This window comes from Streptomyces sp. NPDC049954 (assembly GCF_040656295.1).
Classification (GTDB): Bacteria; Actinomycetota; Actinomycetes; order Streptomycetales; family Streptomycetaceae; genus Streptomyces.
Genome location: NZ_JBFALS010000004.1, coordinates 219,711 through 237,181, shown reverse-complemented (window position 1 = coordinate 237,181; position 17,471 = coordinate 219,711). Strand labels below are relative to the sequence as shown.

At 73.4% G+C, this 17,471-nt stretch carries 19 protein-coding genes and 1 pseudogene; 10 read left to right on the top strand and 10 right to left on the bottom strand.

The genetic code is table 11. From position 1 onward, the window contains the following. Positions 1–237 precede the first annotated feature (237 nt). Positions 238–930, bottom strand: coding sequence for a fasciclin domain-containing protein (locus AB0J21_RS10355; RefSeq protein WP_363145431.1), 693 nt, complete (start codon positions 928–930; stop codon positions 238–240). A gap of 157 nt (positions 931–1,087) precedes the next feature. Continuing rightward, the gene (locus AB0J21_RS10350) at positions 1,088–2,812 is read right to left on the bottom strand and encodes a molybdopterin-dependent oxidoreductase (RefSeq protein WP_363145430.1); all 1,725 of its coding nucleotides are present in this window, start codon (positions 2,810–2,812) and stop codon (positions 1,088–1,090) included. Between the two features lie 170 nt (positions 2,813–2,982). On the opposite strand from AB0J21_RS10350, the gene AB0J21_RS10345 reads away from it, so the two are divergent. From AB0J21_RS10345 to AB0J21_RS10325, 5 genes and pseudogenes are all read left to right on the top strand, one after another. Then, entirely contained in the window at positions 2,983–4,359 is a 1,377-nt protein-coding gene (locus AB0J21_RS10345) for an FAD-dependent oxidoreductase (protein WP_363145429.1), read from the top strand. Further along, positions 4,356–5,141, top strand: coding sequence for a DUF1365 domain-containing protein (locus AB0J21_RS10340; protein ID WP_363145428.1), 786 nt, complete (start codon positions 4,356–4,358; stop codon positions 5,139–5,141). The genes AB0J21_RS10345 and AB0J21_RS10340 overlap by 4 nt, the downstream gene beginning before the upstream one ends. A gap of 134 nt (positions 5,142–5,275) precedes the next feature. Beyond that, positions 5,276–6,607 (top strand): cyclopropane-fatty-acyl-phospholipid synthase family protein, encoded by a 1,332-nt coding sequence (locus tag AB0J21_RS10335; protein ID WP_363145741.1) that lies wholly within the window; start codon positions 5,276–5,278, stop codon positions 6,605–6,607. A gap of 62 nt (positions 6,608–6,669) precedes the next feature. Continuing rightward, positions 6,670–6,825, top strand: a pseudogene (locus AB0J21_RS10330) (SAM-dependent methyltransferase); the annotation flags it as partial. After that, positions 6,822–7,652: a DUF1295 domain-containing protein gene (locus AB0J21_RS10325; RefSeq protein WP_363145427.1), complete on the top strand. Its 831-nt coding sequence runs from the start codon at positions 6,822–6,824 to the stop codon at positions 7,650–7,652. The pseudogene AB0J21_RS10330 and the gene AB0J21_RS10325, both read left to right, overlap by 4 nt. Before the next feature lie 46 nt (positions 7,653–7,698). On the opposite strand, the gene AB0J21_RS10320 is transcribed toward AB0J21_RS10325, so the two are convergent. Further along, positions 7,699–8,454 carry an anti-sigma factor gene (locus tag AB0J21_RS10320; protein ID WP_363145426.1) on the bottom strand — a complete coding sequence of 252 codons (756 nt, stop codon included), beginning with the start codon at positions 8,452–8,454 and terminating at the stop codon, positions 7,699–7,701. Then, positions 8,454–9,038: a sigma-70 family RNA polymerase sigma factor gene (locus AB0J21_RS10315; RefSeq protein ID WP_363145425.1), complete on the bottom strand. Its 585-nt coding sequence runs from the start codon at positions 9,036–9,038 to the stop codon at positions 8,454–8,456. Before AB0J21_RS10315 ends, AB0J21_RS10320 begins: the two co-directional genes overlap by 1 nt. A 306-nt stretch (positions 9,039–9,344) precedes the next feature. On the opposite strand from AB0J21_RS10315, the gene AB0J21_RS10310 reads away from it, so the two are divergent. The 4 genes from AB0J21_RS10310 to AB0J21_RS10295 all read left to right on the top strand — a co-directional run bounded on the left by AB0J21_RS10310 (position 9,345) and on the right by AB0J21_RS10295 (position 12,465). Then, a complete protein-coding gene (locus AB0J21_RS10310; protein WP_363145740.1) occupies positions 9,345–9,827 on the top strand; it encodes a hypothetical protein in 483 nt (160 codons plus the stop codon). A 110-nt stretch (positions 9,828–9,937) separates the two neighbouring features. Beyond that, the gene (locus tag AB0J21_RS10305; protein ID WP_363145424.1) at positions 9,938–10,483 is read left to right on the top strand and encodes a toxin; all 546 of its coding nucleotides are present in this window, start codon (positions 9,938–9,940) and stop codon (positions 10,481–10,483) included. Positions 10,484–10,600: 117 nt separating this feature from the next. Further along, on the top strand, positions 10,601–11,848 hold the full coding sequence (locus tag AB0J21_RS10300) for an MAB_1171c family putative transporter (protein ID WP_363145423.1): 1,248 nt from the start codon (positions 10,601–10,603) through the stop codon (positions 11,846–11,848). A 29-nt stretch (positions 11,849–11,877) separates the two neighbouring features. After that, a complete protein-coding gene (locus AB0J21_RS10295; protein ID WP_363145739.1) occupies positions 11,878–12,465 on the top strand; it encodes a hypothetical protein in 588 nt (195 codons plus the stop codon). On the opposite strand, the gene AB0J21_RS10290 is transcribed toward AB0J21_RS10295, so the two are convergent. The 5 genes from AB0J21_RS10290 to AB0J21_RS10270 all read right to left on the bottom strand — a co-directional run bounded on the left by AB0J21_RS10290 (position 12,450) and on the right by AB0J21_RS10270 (position 16,243). Beyond that, entirely contained in the window at positions 12,450–13,448 is a 999-nt protein-coding gene (locus AB0J21_RS10290) for a DUF3626 domain-containing protein (protein ID WP_363145422.1), read from the bottom strand. The two genes, AB0J21_RS10295 and AB0J21_RS10290, sit on opposite strands and share 16 nt — an antisense overlap. A gap of 183 nt (positions 13,449–13,631) precedes the next feature. Beyond that, positions 13,632–14,807 carry a UDP-N-acetylglucosamine--N-acetylmuramyl-(pentapeptide) pyrophosphoryl-undecaprenol N-acetylglucosamine transferase gene (locus AB0J21_RS10285; RefSeq protein ID WP_363145421.1) on the bottom strand — a complete coding sequence of 392 codons (1,176 nt, stop codon included), beginning with the start codon at positions 14,805–14,807 and terminating at the stop codon, positions 13,632–13,634. 90 nt (positions 14,808–14,897) lie between these two features. Further along, the gene (locus tag AB0J21_RS10280) at positions 14,898–15,116 is read right to left on the bottom strand and encodes a DUF397 domain-containing protein (protein WP_363145420.1); all 219 of its coding nucleotides are present in this window, start codon (positions 15,114–15,116) and stop codon (positions 14,898–14,900) included. A 49-nt stretch (positions 15,117–15,165) separates the two neighbouring features. Next, positions 15,166–15,384: a DUF397 domain-containing protein gene (locus AB0J21_RS10275; protein WP_363145419.1), complete on the bottom strand. Its 219-nt coding sequence runs from the start codon at positions 15,382–15,384 to the stop codon at positions 15,166–15,168. Next, the gene (locus tag AB0J21_RS10270) at positions 15,368–16,243 is read right to left on the bottom strand and encodes a DUF5753 domain-containing protein (protein WP_363145418.1); all 876 of its coding nucleotides are present in this window, start codon (positions 16,241–16,243) and stop codon (positions 15,368–15,370) included. Before AB0J21_RS10270 ends, AB0J21_RS10275 begins: the two co-directional genes overlap by 17 nt. Positions 16,244–16,436: 193 nt before the next feature. Here AB0J21_RS10270 and AB0J21_RS10265 point away from each other — a divergent pair, with 193 nt between their 5' ends. Continuing rightward, positions 16,437–16,865 carry an ATP-binding protein gene (locus AB0J21_RS10265; protein WP_363145417.1) on the top strand — a complete coding sequence of 143 codons (429 nt, stop codon included), beginning with the start codon at positions 16,437–16,439 and terminating at the stop codon, positions 16,863–16,865. Between the two features lie 84 nt (positions 16,866–16,949). Here AB0J21_RS10265 and AB0J21_RS10260 read toward each other — a convergent pair whose 3' ends face one another. Then, the gene (locus tag AB0J21_RS10260; RefSeq protein ID WP_363145416.1) at positions 16,950–17,432 is read right to left on the bottom strand and encodes a DUF2809 domain-containing protein; all 483 of its coding nucleotides are present in this window, start codon (positions 17,430–17,432) and stop codon (positions 16,950–16,952) included. Positions 17,433–17,471 lie beyond the last annotated feature (39 nt).

Here is a 17,471-nt window from a genome sequence, read left to right as displayed (position 1 = left end):
ACCGCACACCGCCCGCCAGGCCCGGGCCCGCACCGGCAGATGTGGGTTCGAATCCCGTCCGTGCCTCTCGTGGCACGGTAGCTCAACGGAAGAGCGTGCCGGTCTCAGCCTGACCCGGCGCCTATCAAGGGCGGTCGTGCACCCAGGTGGCAAGCGAGGGGCCCGGGAAACTGGATACCGTTCCCGGGCCCCGTCACCACCGCGAAGCCCCCGCCAGGGCCCCGCCGGCGTCCGCGGTCAGCTCTTCGGCATCAGCACGGAGTCGATGATGTAGACGTTGGCGTTCGCCGTCTTCACGTTGCCGCAGACCACCTTCGCCGTGTCGTTGACCGTGAAGGACTCGCCCGAGCCCTTCGTCATGAGCCTGCTCTTCTCCAGGGTGTCGAAGGAGCCGTTCTCCAGCTGCTTGGGCGTGATCTTCTGGCCCACCACGTGGTACGTGAGGATCTTGGTGAGCTGCGCCTTGTCGGCGAGGACCTTGTCGAGGTCGGCCTTCGGGATCTTCGCGAACGCGTCGTTGGTGGGCGCGAAGACGGTGATGTCCTTCGCGTTGTTCAGCGTGTCCACCAGACCGGCCTTCTTGACGGCGGTGACCAGCGTCGACAGCGCCGGGTTGTTCGAAGCGGCCGTCGCGACCGGGTCCTCCTGCATGCCGTTGAAGGAGCCCGCGCCGTTCTTCGGCACCGAGGAACACGCCGGGCCGAAGGGCTCGTCCGTGTTCATGCCGTTGTTCCCGCTCGCCTCGTCCTTCGGCGCGTCCGAGGCCGGCTTCTCGGCGGCCGACGAGGACTTCGAGGACGAGGCGTCGCTGTCGCCGTCGTCCGAGCAGGCCGTCAGCGCCACCGGGAGAACCGTCGCGGCGAGCACGGCGACAGCGGTACGGCGGAAGGTGGAGCCGCGCAGGACGGTCTTACGGGTGGTGGTGTTCATCTCTTCTGCTCCTGTTGACGGACCACGCTCGGCGTTCGACACGTGGTGCGATGTGGGGGTCCGGGCTCCTGGGCGGAACACGGATTCCGTGGGGAGATAAGTACGTACGGCGGTAAGGGAATTGCGGGCGGTACGCGAGGATCTGGGGGCGGGGTCGTCAGTCGACGGTGACCACCACCGAGTGGTGTCCGCTCGCGCCGTCCGGGACGGTCCCGGTGCGCTTCGTGGTCTGGGTGGTGCCGGTCGCGTCGGTCGCGCGGACCGTGAGGGTGTGGCCGCCGGGCGTCGCCCGCCACGGCCAGGACCACTGGCGCCACGTGTCCTTGGTGTCCTCGGCGGCGAGGTCGGCGCGCCGCCACGGGCCGTCGTCGACCTGGATCTCGACCTTCTCGATGCCCCGGTGCTGCGCCCAGGCGACCCCGGCGACCATGACGGTGCCCTTCTTGGGCCGCCCGAACGGCTTGGGGGTGTCGATCCTGGCCTGCGTCTTGATCGGGGCCCGCTTCGCCCAGCTCCGCTTGACCCAGTACGGGTCGTAGGAGTCGAAGGTCGTCAGCTCCAGGTCCTCGACCCACTTGCAGGCCGAGACGTAGCCGTACAGGCCGGGGACGAGCATGCGGACGGGGAAGCCGTGCGCGAAGGGCAGCGGTTCGCCGTTCATGCCGACCGCGAGCATCGCGTCCCGGCCGTCCATGACGGTCTCGACGGGCGAGCCGAGCGTCATGCCGTCCACCGAGCGGGCCACGAGCTGGTCCGCCTTCCCGCCGCGCGAGGGCGGCCGCACCCCGGCCTCCCGCAGGATCGGGGCCAGCGGTACGCCGATCCACCGCGCGTTGCCCACGTATCCCCCGCCGACCTCGTTGGACACGCAGGTCAGCGTGATGTCGCGCTCGATCAGCTCGCGGCGCAGCAGGTCCTGGAAGCTCAGGGTGAGCGGGCTGCGCACCCCCTCGCCGTGCACCCGCAGCCGCCACGTGTCCGCGTTGACCTTGGGCACCACGAGCGCGGTGTCCACGCGGTAGAAGTCGGCGTTCGGCGTCGTGAAGGAGCTGAGCCCGGGGACGTGCAGCCGGGCGCCCGCCGGGACGGGCGCCGCCGCAGAGCGCGCTCGCGGCAGCCGTACGGCCTTGCGCGAGGCGACCGCGTCGGCGCTGCCCGCCCCGCTCAGGGCCCGGCCCGCGGCCCCCGCGCCCGTGGAGACGGCGGCCGCGGCCGTCGCGAGGAGCACGAAGCGGCGCCGGTCCCAGCCGGGGCCGGAGCCTGGGCCCGCGGCGCTCGCCCCGGAACCGTCCGTCCCGTCGGGGTCCGTCCCGTCGGTGTCCGTCCCGTCGGTGTCCGTGTCCGTCCGGTCCCCGGGAGCATCCTCATTCCCCCGGGGACCGGCGGGCGCGGTGGCGCCCCGGGCGCGCCACCCGCCGAGCAGTCCCACCAGTACGTACAGCAGGACCGCTCCCGCCACCGCCCCCACCAGGGACGGCAGCGCGTCGGTGAAGCCCTCCGAGTCCGGGCGGCTCAGCGCCGCCGTCGCGCCCACCACGCCGAACAGCAGGACCCCGGCCGCCCCGGTCCGCCGGAAGCGGGTCGCGAAGGCTCCGAGGACCACGGCGAACAGGGTGAGTACGGCGAGGATGCCGAGCTGGAGGACGAGTTTGTCGTTGGTGCCGAAGTGCCGGATCGCCCAGTCCTTGACCTCGACCGGGGTCCGGTCGACGGCGGCACCGCCCACCGCGACGACGGGGCCCGCCTCGGGCCGTACCGCCGCCGCGACGAGTTCCGCGAGCGCGAGCGCCGCGTAGCCGGACAGCACACCGCCCAGCGCCCCCAGCGCGAGGCGCGGAAGGCGGCGCAGGGGACGGGGCGCCGCCTGCGGCCGGGTCTGCACTGCTGTTTCCTGGGTCACGCGGGGTATCCGGTGACACCCCCCGTCCCGGATTGGTCCCGGATCGCGGACTCACCCGTTCGTGGGAGATCCGGCAGGAGATCGCACCGGCCGCCCATCCGCGCCCCGTTCGGCTCCGTATCCCCCATGACGGTTGCGGCGGGAGGGAGCCCATGATGCGACATGACGGGACGGAACGGACCAACGGGGCGGGCGCGGCCCCGAGTCCCCGGCGGGAGAACGGGGGCGCGGGCCCGGCCGCCGTCATCGGCGCCGGTGTCGCGGGGCTCACCGCCGCGCACCTGCTCGCCAAGTCCCGTTCCGTGGACCTGTACGAGGCGCAGGACCGGCTCGGCGGGCACGCGCACACGCACGAGGTGACGGACTCCTCGGGGCTGCCGCTGCGCGTGGACTCGGGCTTCATCGTCCACAACCGCCGTACGTACCCGAACCTGTTGCGGCTCTTCTGCGAACTCGGCGTGCGGACGCAGGAGTCGGAGATGAGCATGTCGGTGCGGTGCGAGGGCTGCGGCCTGGAGTACGCGGGGGCGCGGGGCCTTTTGGGCCTGTTCGCGCGGCCCGGCAACGCGCTGCGCCCCCGCTACCTGCGGCTGCTGCGCGAGGTCCCCGCCTTCCACCGCGCCGCCCGCGCGCTGCTGGCCGCCCCCGAACCCGCCCCCGGGTCGGGCGCCCCGGAACAGGGCCCCGGGCAGGGCGGCGAGGAGACGACCCTCGGCGCGTTCCTCGCCGCGCACCGCTTCTCCCGCTACTTCGTCACCCACTTCATGACCCCGCTGGTCGCCGCCGTGTGGTCCTGCGACGGGCGCACCGCGCTGCGCTACCCGGCCCGTTACCTGTTCCGCTTCCTCGACCACCACGGCATGCTGTCGGTGACCGGTTCACCGGCCTGGCGCACGGTGAGCGGCGGCTCCCGCGAGTACGTCGACCTCGTCGCCAAACGCGTCGACCGGGTCCTCACCGGTACGCCGGTGCGCGCGCTGCGCCGGCACGCGGACGGCGTCGACGTGACCGCCGGGGACGGCACGACGCGGACGTACGGCTCGGTGGTCCTCGCGACCCACCCGGACCAGGCGCTGCGCCTGCTCGCCGACCCGACGGACGCGGAACGCGCGGCGCTCGGCGCCTTCACGTACTCCCGCAACCCGACGCTCCTGCACGGCGACACGTCACTGCTGCCGCGCGCGCCGCGCGCCCACGCCTCCTGGAACTACCTGCTGCCCTCGTGCACGGCGCCCGCCGACCGGGTCCGCATCAGCTACGACATGAACCGGCTGCAACGCCTGCCCACCCGCGACCCGTACCTCGTGACCCTGGGCGGCGAGGACCTGGTGGACCCCGCGACCGTGCACGCCCGCATGGTCTACGAACACCCCGTGTTCACCCCCGAGTCGGTCGCCGCCCAGCGCCTGCTGCCCCGACTCAACGGCCCCCGGCTCGCGTTCGCCGGGGCCTACCACGGCTGGGGCTTCCACGAGGACGGCTGCCGCGCCGGGGTCGAGGCCGCGCGCGCCCAGGGAGCCGACTGGTGAGGCGCCGCACCCCACGCCGCAGCCCACGCCGGACGCCGGGACGCGCGGGCCCCGCCCCGGCCCCCGCGCTCTACCCCTGCACCGTCCGCCACGTCCGTACGGCCCCGCTGCGCTACGGGTTGCGGCACCGCACGTACATGTGGCTCATCGACCCGGACCGGCCGCCCCAACTGCCGCGCCTGCTGCGCCCGCTGGCCCGTTTCGACGCGCGCGACCACTTCGGCGGGACGGCCCCCGGCCTGCGCGCGGGCCTGGACCGCTTCCTCGCCGCACACGGCGTCGACCTGGCGGGCGGCCGGGTCGTGATGCTCGCGCACGCCCGCGTCCTGGGCCACGTCTTCAACCCGCTGACCCTGTACTGGTGCCACGACCGCGCGGGCGCCCCGGTCTGCGTCGTCGCCGAGGTCCACAACACGTACGGGGAGCGTCACAGCTACCTGTTGCGGCCCGACGAGGCCGCAGTGGCGCGTACCGCCAAGGAGTTCCACGTCTCGCCGTTCTTCCCGGTGGACGGCGACTACCGGATGCGCCTGCCGCTGCCCGGCGAACGGCTGGAGCTGTCGGTGCGCCTGGAGCGCGAGGGCGGCCGCCCGTTCGCCGCGACCGTCCGGGGCCACCGCGTCCCGGCCACGCCGCAGGCCCTCGTCCGCGCCGCCGTACGCCACCCCTGGTCGACCCTCGCGGTGTCGGCCGCGATCCGGGTGCACGGCATCCGCCTGTACCTGCGGGGGCTGCCCGTCCGGCGGCGGCCCCACCACCACCCCCAGGAGGGAATGCAGTGACCGCCCCGACCACCCCGCCCCGGCCCGAGGGGAGCACGGCCGGCGCCCGGCCGTACCCGGCGCGCGTCCCCGGGCCCGCCTCCCCCACCGGCGCGGAACGCGCGTTCTCCGCGCGCGCCGGACGCCCCGACCCCGTGTACGCGCGCGACGTGCGCGAGCGGGTCGACGCGGGCCGCTGGCCGGACGTCGCGGCCGTCCCCGAGGCGTCCACCGCCCGAACGGCGATCACCCGGCGTGTTCTGCGGCACGCCCTGGGCCGGCTGCCGCTCCTGGTCCGCTTCCCCGACGGGACCCGGCTCGGCCTCGGCGGCCCCCTCGTCGACGTGCACGACCCGGTGGCCTTCCACCGCAGGATCGGCCGCAGCGGGCTCATCGGCTTCGGCGAGTCCTACCTGGCGGGCGAGTGGGACGCCCCCGACCTGGTGGCCGCGCTCACCGTCCTCGCCTCCCGCGCCGCCGAACTGGTCCCCGCCCCGCTCCAGCGGCTGCGCGGCCTGTGGGCGCCCCGGCACCCCGAGGCGCAGCGCGGCACCCCGGACGGGGCCAGGGAGAACATCGGCGCCCACTACGACCTGTCCAACGAGCTGTTCGCGCTCTTCCTCGACGAGACCCTCACGTACTCCTCGGCCGTCTTCCGTTCGCTGCCCGCGAGCTGGGAGCGGATGGCCCCGGCGCAGCGCCACAAGATCGACCGGCTGCTCGACCTCGCCCGGGTCGGCGCGGGCACCCGGGTCCTGGAGATCGGCACCGGCTGGGGCGAACTGGCCCTGCGCGCCGCCGCCCGCGGCGCCCACGTCACCTCGCTGACCCTCTCCGCCGAACAGCGCACCCTCGCGCTTGAGCGCGTCGCGGAGGCGGGCCTCGCCGACCGGGTCTCCGTCGAACTGTGCGACTACCGCGAGGCGACGGGCACGTACGACGCGGTGCTCAGCGTCGAGATGATCGAGGCGGTCGGCGCCGAGTTCTGGCCCGCCTACTTCGAGGCGGTCGACGCGCGCCTGGCGCCGGGCGGCCGGGCCGCGCTCCAGGCCATCACGATGCCGCACGACCGGCTGCGCGCGAGCCGCGACACCTTCACGTGGATACAGAAGTACGTCTTCCCCGGCGGCCTCATCCCCTCCACGCAGGCCATCGAGTCGGTCACCGCGTCCCGCACCTCGCTGCGCCTGACCCGCAGGGACGGCTACGGCGCGCACTACGCGGAGACCCTGCGGCTGTGGCGGGAACGCTTCACCGACCGCGCCGCGCACGTCGGCGCCCTCGGCTTCGACGCGACCTTCCGCCGCCTGTGGACCTTCTACCTCGCGTACTCCGAGGCCGGGTTCCGCTCCGGCTACCTCGACGTCCAGCAGTACCTGTTCACGAAGGACGCGGCACGGACGGACGGCGCCCCGCGCGAGACCGCCACGTCCACCACCGCCCGCGACACCACCACCGCCGCCGCCGAGGGAGAGACCGCCCCATGACCCCGACCAGCCCCGCCCTGCTCAGCCCGTCCGGCCGCACCGGGGTGACCGGCCGTCTCGCCGCGCTCGTCGGCGAGGAGACCGCGCGGGTGTGGCGCCTGTACCTGGTGGGCGGGGCGCTCGCCTTCGAGGAGAACCGCAGGGGCGTCGACCAGATCCTGTGCGAACGGCCCACGGGACCGTCCCAGGCCGTACCCGTGCCGGACGCGGACGCGTGAACGGCTTCCCCTGGGCCGAGTTCGCGCGGGGCCTGGCCCCGGCGGCGGGCGCGGCGGCCCTCGTGATGGGCGTGACGTACGCGCTCGCGCGCCGCGAGGGCGTGCACCGGATCGTGGACTCCGCGTGGGGCGCCGGCTTCGCGGCGGTCGCCCTCGTGTCCTGGGCGCTCTCGCTGGGCCTCGGCACCCGGGGCGACGCGGCCCGCGCGACGCTGGCCGCCGCGCTCACCGTCGTGTGGGGGCTGCGCCTCGCGGTCCACATCGGACGGCGCGGACGCGGCCACGGCGAGGACCCGCGCTACGAGAGGATGCTGTCCCGGGCGCCGCAGGGCACCTCGCGCGACCAGTACGCGCTGCGCGTCGTCTACCTCCCGCAGGGCGCCCTGGTATGGCTCGTGTCACTGCCCGTGCAGGCGGCGATGTACGTACGCGGCCCGCTCGGCGCCGCCGACTGGTGCGCGGTGGCGCTGTGGGCGCTGGGCCTGCTCTTCGAGTCGGTCGGCGACGCGCAGATGGCCCGCTTCAAGTCCGGCCCGGCGCACCGGGGCCGGCTGATGGACCGGGGCCTGTGGGCCTGGACGCGGCACCCCAACTACTTCGGCGACTTCTGCGTGTGGTGGGGCCTGTTCCTGTTCACGCCCGCCGCCCCCGGGGCGGCGGGCGCCGTCCTCGTGGCCCCGCTCGTCATGAGCTACCTGCTGGTCTTCGGCAGCGGAAAGGCCCTGCTGGAACGGTCCATGTCCCGGCGCGAGGGCTGGGACCGGTACGCGTCCCGCACCAGCGGCTTCTTCCCCTGGCCACCGGGGGTGTGGCCGAAGCGGCCGTGAGCGGCGGGTGGTTGAGGGCCCCCTCAACCACCCCGCGCGGCCGGTGTCAGGCGGGCAGCGCCATCAGCGCGACCGGGTCGGAGGTCGGCGCCTTCGACCCCCCGGCGGGCTCCACGGTCACGCCCATGCCGGAGGCCCCGGCGACGGACCCGTCCATGAGCACCGTCCCCGAGCCGTGGCCGGTGCCGAGCAGACCGGCCGGACGCATCGTGCCGCCCACGTCGAACCACAGCTGGTACGTCTTGCCGGACGGCGGCCTCGGCAGCCCGGCCGCCGCGAACACGGCCCCGTCCACCTTCCGCGACACGACGACGGTGGCGCGCCCGCCGCCCTTGATCCCGGCGGTCCGCGCCTTCGCGTCGGGCGCGGAGAGCACGGCGGTCAGCCGCGCGTTGAGGTCCCGCGCCTCGCTCGCCTCCTGCCGCGCGTCGTCGGCCCGCTGGTGCTGCCACACGGCGGTGCCGCCGAGCGCGGCGGCGGCCGCGAGGCACGCGGCGAGCGCCCAGCGCCCGAGCCCGCGCCCCCGGACGGCGGCGGGCCCGCGCCGCCGCCCGGCCTTCGCGGTGTGCGGCGCCTCCTGCCGTACGTCCGCGATCCGCGTGAGCACCGCCTCCTTGAGGGCGGGCGGCGGCGGGACGGACACGGCGAGGCCGAGCCGCGCGGTGGTCTCGGTGAACTCGCGCACCTCCTCGGCACAGGAGGCGCACTGCGCGAGGTGGCGTTCGAACTCGGCGCGTTCCTCCTCGCCGAGGGCGTGCAGGGCGTAGGCCCCGGTCAGGACGTGGCTGTCGACGGCGGTCATCACACACTCACCCCAAGGCAGTCGCGCAGGCGGATCAGACCGTCCCGCAGCCGGGTCTTGACGGTCCCGAGCGGCAGCGTCAGCAGTTCGGCGACCTCCCGGTAGGTCAGGCCCCGGTAGTAGGCGAGAGTCACGGACTCCCGCTGGCGTTCGGTGAGCGTGCGCAGACAGCGCCGCACCTGCTCCTGTTCGAGACGGGTCTCGACCTGCTCGGTCACCACGTCGTACGCGGGGGTGCGCTCCAGCAGACCGGCCCGCCGCTCCCGGGCGGCGGACGCCTCGACCGAGCGGACCCGGTCGACGGCGCGACGGTGCGCGAGCGTCAGCACCCAGTTCATGGCGGAGCCGAGGTCCTCGCGGAAGCGGGCGGCGGTGCGCCACATCTCGACCAGCACCTCCTGCGCGACCTCCTCGGACTGCGCCCGGTCCCGCAGCACGCTGCGCACGACGCCGAGCACCGGCCCGGCGACCGCGTCGTAGACGGAGGCGAACGCGTCCTGGTCGCCCAGCGCGACCTGCCGCATCAGCTCCTCCAGACGCGGCGCCGCCGCCGGATTGGGTCCGATGTACACGGGTTCTTTCACGCGGCGATCCTCCACGACGTCCTGGCACCCCGTTCATGTCCGGTCGCTCGCCGGTACGGGGGTGATACGGAGCCGGGGGGCGGGCGGATTGGTGTGCGAGCCGGACGGGCGGTGGGCAGCGCGGAACACCGCGTCTCACGGCTCGCGACGCGCGTAGCTTTCACAGGCAGGGGACTCCCCTCGCGGCCCCCTGCCCGTGTTTTTTCGAGTTAACAGTGACGTAGAGTGTTTACGCAAGCCCGATTTCGAGGTCGGGGCCTGCCGAATCCCGCAGGGGTGCGGGTGGGAAGGGGGGACGGGGTGACCATGGACGAGCCCGCGCCGCAGCTCCGGACACTGCGCGCCAAGGTCGAATACATGATCGAAGAGACCTTTCCCGGGGAGCGGGTCTCGGGCCGTTTCTTCGCGGAACGGGTACGGGAGCGCGGCGGCTCCCTGTCGCACAGCTATTTCTCCAACATCCTCGCCGGAAAGGTCACGCACCCCTCCGAGGAGATCCTGAAGGCCCTCGGTCTCGGCTTCGGCGTGGACTGGCGTTTCTTCAAGGAGGAGTCCGAGGTCGTCGACGACGTCGTGGCCGGCCTCCACTTCCTGGCCCGCCGCAGGACCGGCGAGGTGGTGGGCGCCGCCGCGCGCGGAGCGACCGACGGACTCTCCCCGGAACTCCTGGAGTTCGCCCTCAGCCTGCTCACCGAGGCCAGGGACAAGGCCCCGGCCGGGCCGACGGACCAGCACGCGGACCGTACGCCGGACCAGGCTCCCGCGATCCCCGACCGCGCGGACGGCTGAGCACGATGCGCAAGCGGTACGGGCCCGACGGACGGGAGGCGCCGGACCCACGCGGCCGGCCGGACCCGCACGCCCGACGGGACCCACGCTCCGAAGGGGACCCGCTCGGCATGCGGGACCTGCGCAAGGAGTGCGAGGAGGGGCTCGCGGACCTGCCGATCCCGGCCCCGTTCACGATCGAGGGCCTGATCGCGGCGATGGAGCGGGCCCGGGGCCGCCGTATCGTCCTGCACGAGCTGCCGGAACGGTTCGCCCGCCCGGGCGGCGCGTGCGGGCTGCGCCTGGCGACGCCCGAGGTCAGCCTCGTCCTGTACCGCCGCCGCCCGACCTCGTACCAGACCCAGCACGTCGTCCTGCACGAGCTGTGCCACGAGTGGTTCGAGCACGGCACGAGCCCGGACGCCGACCAACTCGCCCGGCTACTCCCGGTGTTCGACACGGACCTGGTCAAGAGGGTGCTGGGGGCGGGCGGTTCGGTGCAGGCGCGCGCGCAGTACGACACCCACGACGAACGCGTCGCGGAACTCGGCGCCTCCCTCGTGCCCCGGATGGCACGCGAGACGGCCAGCGACGACATGGTCGGCCGCCTCAGCAGTTCCCTCGCCCGCCCCGTGGCCCACCGGAGACGGGGGTGGTTCGGGCGGGGCAGGGCCTGAGGGACCGGGCCGGACCGGCCGTGGCGCGTTCGGGGGGGCGCCCGGGACGCCCCCGCCTCCCCGCAAGGAACGGACGCGAGTTCGAAGGCACCCCGAAGGCACCCCTAGGATCGCGGGGTGTCGCCCTCCCCCCTCGACCTCGCCGGGTACGTCGTCGCCGGCCTCATGACCGCCGTCGCGCTGTGGCGTATGCCCGCCGCGCTCTGGGGCGACGAACAGGACCGGCGCAGACGCGCCCTGTGGGGCTGCTACGCGGGTTTCGCCGCCGCCCTGTGGACGAAGACCCAGTACGTCCGCGTGACCCTCAACGACAGCGCGGTCACCGACCTCGCGGTCCTCGTGAAGCACTACACGGCGACCGTCGCGATCCTCGCCATCCTCAGCTACATCGTGGCCGTCTACGGCCGCTACCCGGACGCCGGGGAGATCCCGCGCCACGTACGGTTCGCGCGCACCGTGCAGCGGGTCGCGGCGAAGGCCTCGGTGGCGACGCTGGTCCTGCTCACCGTCCTGTTCTTCACCGTCGTGGACCGCTCGTACCCCTCGGACCGCTTCGTCTCGGACCACGCGGGCCAGTGGGGCGCGACCGTCTACATGACCGTGTTCTACGTGTACTTGGGCGCCGCCTCCGCCGTGTGCGCGTTCCAGTGGGGCCTCGCGACGGCCGACGCGCGCGGGCGGCACCTGCGCGCCGGGCTCGGCATGATGACCTTCGCGATGATCATCGGCGTGGGCTACACGGTCAGCCGGACCCTGTTCCTGTGGATCAGTGTCGCGGACCGCCCGGCCGAGAGCTTCGCGCTGCGCTTCGACGAGGTGACGGAGGCGGCGCAGGTCGTCCTGTTCGTGTTCTTCGCGGTGGGCGCCTCGATCCCGGCCTTCGGCACGGGCGTACGCCGGGCCAGGCTCTGGCGCGCGCAGGCGGCGCTGCACCCCCTGTGGCGCGACCTGATGACGGCCTTCCCGGAACAGCCCTTCGCCGCCCCCGCCTCGCTGCCCCGCGAACTGCTGCGCGTGGACACCCCCGCCGACCTGCGCGTGGACCGCTGGGCCGCCGACATCGCGGACGCCGTCGAGCAGTTGCGGCACTACGCGACACCGGACCTCGCCACCGCCGTACGGCGACAGGCGCCCGGCGACGAGGCAGCGGTGGCGGCCCGGTGGCTGCGGGCGACCCTGTCCGCGAAGAACGCGGGCGCCACGCCCGGCCCCCTCCGCGAGGGCCCGCCCGCACCCCCCTCGGCCGACCAGGACGACGAAATAGCCTGGCTGGTACGGGTGTCGGCGGCGTATCGCGGGGCGGCCGGCGCGACCGGGCCCCGCAAGCCGAAGACCGCGCGCACGCCCCTGGAAAGGACAGAGTGAACACCACCCCGACCCCCTCCTCCCCCGCCGTGGACGACCCGTCGAGAACCCTCCGCACGGCCCGCACGGTCACGGACGTCTTCCAGCCCCGCAACGTCCTCCTCGTCGGCATGTCGGCGATCGGCCTCGCGGCGGCGGGCGACTGGACGGGCCTGCCCTGGGGCCTGCTCGGTGCGCTGTGCGCGGGCATCGTCCCGGCCGGCTACATCGAGTGGGAACGCGGACGCGGCACCTGGGGCGACCGCCACGTCGTGGACCGCACCAAACGCGCCCCGATCTTCCTCGTGATCCTCGCGTCGATCGGCCTGGGCTCCCTCGTGATGATCCTCGGCCACGCCCCGCACGGCATCCTCGTGGCGATGCTCGCGCTGTGGGCGATGACCGTCGTCCTGCTGACGGTCAACACGGTGTGGAAGATATCCGTGGACGCGGCGGTCGCCTCGTCGGTGGTGGCCCTGCTGGCCGCGGCGGCGCACTCCCCGTGGTGGCTCGCCGCATACGCGATGACGCTCGCGGTGTGCTGGTCCCGCGTGGCCCTCGGCTACCACACGCTGGGCCAGGTGATCGCGGGCGGCGCACTCGGCGCGGCGACGGCGAGCGCCTACCTGCTGGGCTGAGGGGCGGGGGTGGGTGCGGGGGCGGGCTGAGGTCGGGGCGCAGGTGCGGGTTCGGGCGCGGGCGCGGGCGCGGGCGCGACGGCGGTCTCCCCCGGAACGGTGATGTCCCCCGGAACGGTGGTGTCCCCCTGAACCGCGGGGGCGCCGAACCGGGCCAGGCAGTGCCACACCTTCTTCAGGTCCTGCGGATCGTGGCGCCCGGCCCGCACGGCGTCCCCGATGATCCGCGGATCGAGCACCCCGCCAGGTCCGGCGACCTCCCGGGCCAGCCGCACGATCCGCTCACCCCTGAACTCCCCTTTGTCGTCAAGTACTTCGACCGGAAGCCGAAATCCCGGATGCCAGTCGACGGGGCACGGCAACCGCGAGGCGTCCTCCTCAACACCGGTCCCCCGGTACGCGGAGTCGAGCACGAGCACCTCGACGTCCCGCTCCAGCGAGACGGGCCCGTGCACATGGGCCTCGACGTAGGCGTCGAGCACGTCCCGCCCACCCGTACGGCACCGGCCGACGAGGTCGCACCGCTCGGCGACCCCGAACAGCTCGGGCTCGTCCGCGCTGTCCGGGTAGCAGAACGTGGCCCGCCGCAGGGCCCCGTCCCGCAGCCGCAGGAACGAGGACCCGAACCTCGGCGCACCCCCGCCGGGCCCGCGCAGATCGTCCAGCGCCCCGTACACGGGCCGCTCCCCCGCACCGGCCCCGTCGTAGGCCCGCCCGAACATCCGGCTCTCCCACCGCCACCGGTCCCCGCCGGGCCACGCCGTGAGCCCCCCGTTACTCGTCCCGCTCACGAACTGCGAGACGTACACCCCGTCCCGCCCGAGCTGCCGCAACAGGGGCACCCCACCCGAAGTAAGCCGGTCCGGATGGAAGTTGAGCGTGACCCGCAGCCCGCCGCGCAGCGGCCCGCCAGTGGCCAGGGAAGTGACGTGGCGCAGGGCCCGGGAGGCGGGGGTGCCGGGGGCGACCGAGGGCGTGGACATGGGGGGAGTGTAGGTGGGGGCGGGGCGCCCGAGCGGCCATGTTTCAGCGAGCCGCAACCGGCGTACTCGCCCCCGGCCTCAGCCAAGAACCTTCTACAAAGGGGCTGTCGATGAGCAGGCAGACCCCGTACCCGTCCGACCCACTCCGCCGAGCCGCCCGACGGACCGGACCCCACCCCCGTCTCAGCGCACCGCCGCCGCCAGCACCACGTCCACGAGCCGTTCCGCCGCGTCCGGACGCCCGTGGGCCCGCGCCTGCGCCGCCATCGCCGCCCGGAGGCCCGGGTCGGTCAGCAGGGGACCCACCGCGTTCTGGAGGGCCGGGAGGGTGACGTCGCCGGACAGGGACATGGCCGCACCCGCGTCCTGCAAGTGCGCCGCGTTGTGCGCCTGTTCGTTCCCGGCCGAGGTGGCCAGCGGCACGAAGACCGCCGGGACGCCCAGGGCCGTCAGCTCCGCGATGGTGCCCGCGCCGCTGCGGGAGATCACCACATCGGCCAGGGCCAGGACGTCGGGCAGCTCCGCGCCGACGTAGCCGGTGAGGTGGTAGCGCGCCGCCAGGCCCGGCGGCAGCGCCACCGCACGCTGCCGCAGGGCGTCCACGTTGTCGGGACCGGCCTGGTGGACGACGTTGGCACGCTCCAGCAGCCACGGCAGCGCCTCGGCCACCAGGTTGTTGATCTGCTGCGCGCCCTGCGCGCCACCGGTGACGTACACGGTCGGCAGCCGCCGCTCGAAACCGTGCAGGCCGAGCGCGGTCACCGCCTTGTCCGCCCGGCCCGTCAGCACCTCGGGACGGACCGGGTTGCCCGTCACGACCGCCGAGGCGCGTACGGCCTCCGGCAGCAGCGGGAGCGAGGACTCGGACGACACCGCCACGGCGGCCGCCGAGCCCGCGAGCTTCCGGTTGGCCAGGCCCAGGCGCACCGTCTGCTCGTGCAGTACGAGCGGCCGACGGCACATGCGGGCGGCGAGCCCCGCCGGTACGGCGACGTACCCGCCGGTCGCGAGGACGACGTCCGGCCCGAACTTCTTGACGATCCGGCGGGCCTGGAGGACACCGAGCGGCACCCGGGCCATGTCCCGGATGTTCGCCGGGCTGATCATCTTGAGCGGGTTGGAGGAGCGGCGGATCTTGCCGGTCACGACGGTCGCGAAGGGAATCCCCTCGGCGGGCGCGACCCGCGCCTCCAGCCCTTCGGGCGACCCGATCCAGAGCACTTCGAGGGAACGCCCCTCCGCCAACAGCCGTGCCCGCAGGGTACGGACGGCCGTCAGGGCCGGATACGTGTGGCCACCGGTACCGCCCCCGGTCACGAGGAGGCGGAAGGGGCGCGAGGAGGACTGGTTTTCGTTCACCTCGCGCACCCTACTGTCACGCGCCACCCCACGAGACCCGGGACGGGCCCACCCCGCACCCGGGCCCCGCCACCGGGGCTGCATTGGGCGTTACTTCAGCCCGTCTCCACGCACCGCGCCGACCAGCCCACCCAGCGCCTCGAACGACAACACCAGAGCCGGCCCACACGGACGCTTACTGTCCCGCACCGCCACCACCCGCTCCCCAGCATCGACAACCCCGCACTCGACGCAATCCCCCTGAGTGCCGGTCCGCGACGACTTCCACCAGGAGACGGACAACGTGGATGCGTCAGTGATCATGGTCATGATTGCTCCTCGTCTCTGTGTGCCCTCGGCGTGGAACGGCGCCGCCCGCCTACTTCAGCCCACCCGCACGCAACGCGCCGACCAGGCCGCCAAGCGCCTCGTACGAGAGCACCAGAGCAGGGCCACACGGACGCTTACTGTCCCGCACCGCCACGACCCGCTCCCCCGCATCGACAACCCCGCACTCGACACAATCCCCCTGAGTGCCGGACCGCGACGACTTCCACCAGGTGACGGACAACGTGGATGCGTCAGTGATCATGGTCATGCTCGTTCCTTATCTTTGCGATGCGTTCGGCGGAAAGTTCGACCGACAGTGCGGCCGCCCGTAGTTGCTCGAACGCCACTCCGTACACGTCCACTTGGCCCGGGTCCTCGACGTAGAGCGCCGACGTCAGGTTCTCCAGATAGACGACGTCGAGATCCGGGTGATTCTGGAAACCCAGCACCGAGTACGACCCCATCTGCCCCACATGCGGTCCGGCCCCCGACGGGAGCACCTGGAGTGTCACGTTCGGCCGCCGGGCCATCGCCAGCAGGCGCGCGAGCTGATCGCGCATGACGCCCTCGCCACACCGCGTGTGCAAGGCTTCCTCGCCGATGATCGCCCACAGCGTCATCGGGTCCTCGCGGCGGGTCAGCACGGCCTGCCGTGCGAGCCGGACCTCGACAAGCGCGTCGATCCGCTCCTCGATGGCGTCGGACATGCCGATCCTGGTCATGAACTCGCGGGCGTAATCGCCGGTCTGAAGAAGGCCCGGGATCAGGCCCATCTGCCAGGTCCGGAAGGACGTGGCCTCGTCCTCCAGGCTGATCAGATCCTCGTAGACAGGGGAGAGCACCGCGCGATACGACTGCCACCAGCCCCGTTTCGCGCCCTCTTTCGTCAGTTCGATCAGAGCCGCACGGAAATCCTCGTCGACCGGCCGTCCCAGGCTTCCGTACAGGTCGAGCAGCGCGTTGACGTCGGCGGGCTTCGCGGCCGTCTTCGCCCCCTCGATCCGGGACAGCTTGGAGACGTTGAAGAGTCCGCCGGACTTCTCGGCGATCTCCTCCAAGGTGAACTCGCCGCGCAGGGCGCGAAGTTTGCCGCCCAGTCGCCTTCTGCGCACCGTTGGGACGCTCACGCCGCCCCCTCCCTGTTGGTCGCGACCAGTCTGCCCGCTCCGGACACGGCCTGTCACCTGCGCTATCACCATGATGCACCACCCTCCGCAGGCATATGCGATTTTGCATAACGCCCGCGATCCCCTTGCGTGTGGGCAATACTGACACCCAGTCTGATGGTTCAGATCAGCACCCACACGATTAGGGGGCAGCATGGTCATGCTGCGAAGTCATCGTCCCTTAGCCGCTCCGGTGGCCCGTTCGGCACAGCTCGTCATGGTGAGCCGTCCCGAGTCCGTCTCTCTCGCCCGCCGGTACGCGGCGGAAACCGTGAAGCACCTCGCGCCCGACTGCCCGGACGAACAGGCGTACGACGTCGCCGTCCTGGTCTCGGAGCTGGTGACGAACGCCGTGCGGTACGGGACCGAGCCGGGGGACTCCGTCCTCCTCGCCCTGTCTTCGAGTGCCTGCCAGGTCAGGATCGAGGTCCACGACCCGAGTCGTCGCCGCCCGCGTCGCAGGCGCACTCCGTCCCAAGGCCAGCGCGGAAGGGGACTTGAGATCGTGGACGCTCTCGCCCAGTCCTGGGGCACGGGCCACCGCCCGCTCGGGAAATTCGTCTGGGCGGTGGTGAGGTGGTAGAGCCCGGACGACCCGCCCGGCGCCGCAGAGGGAACCCGCACCCGTAGCGGAAAGCGGGTGACCAGGAGCAGTGAGGGCTCCTGGTCACCCGCGTCCGAGGTGGCGGCCGTCGGCCGGTGCGGCGGGCCGCACAACCCGATTATGCCGCGCCGCCCCGATACGGCGCCCCGCGCGGCAGGCGCACCAGCCGGCCGCCGCCCCCGCCACGTACCAGAGCAGGTCCGGCGCGTTGAAGGTGCTGCCCAGCACCAGCCGGGCCGCCGTGCTCCGTGCCGACAAGTCACCGACCCAGTCTGCCAGTTGCAGCAGCTCCACCGCCCAGCTCAGGGCCAGCGCCACCAAGGCCGCCGCCCCGTCGCCCAGCCTCGGCGCCACGGCCACCACGAGCGTCATCAACAGCACCGTGTAGAGCGCGTCGCCCCCGTACTTGGTCACGGCGCTGTCCGGTGCCACCGCTCGGCTGCCGAGGGCCAGGGCGATCGTGAGGACCGCCCCGAGCACGGCCCACCGGCGCCCGCGCGAGGGCGCCTTCGCACCGATCCGCCCCAACTCCCCGTCCCCACTCATCCGGTCACCCTATGCGTGCCCTGTGCATGCCATGCGTTC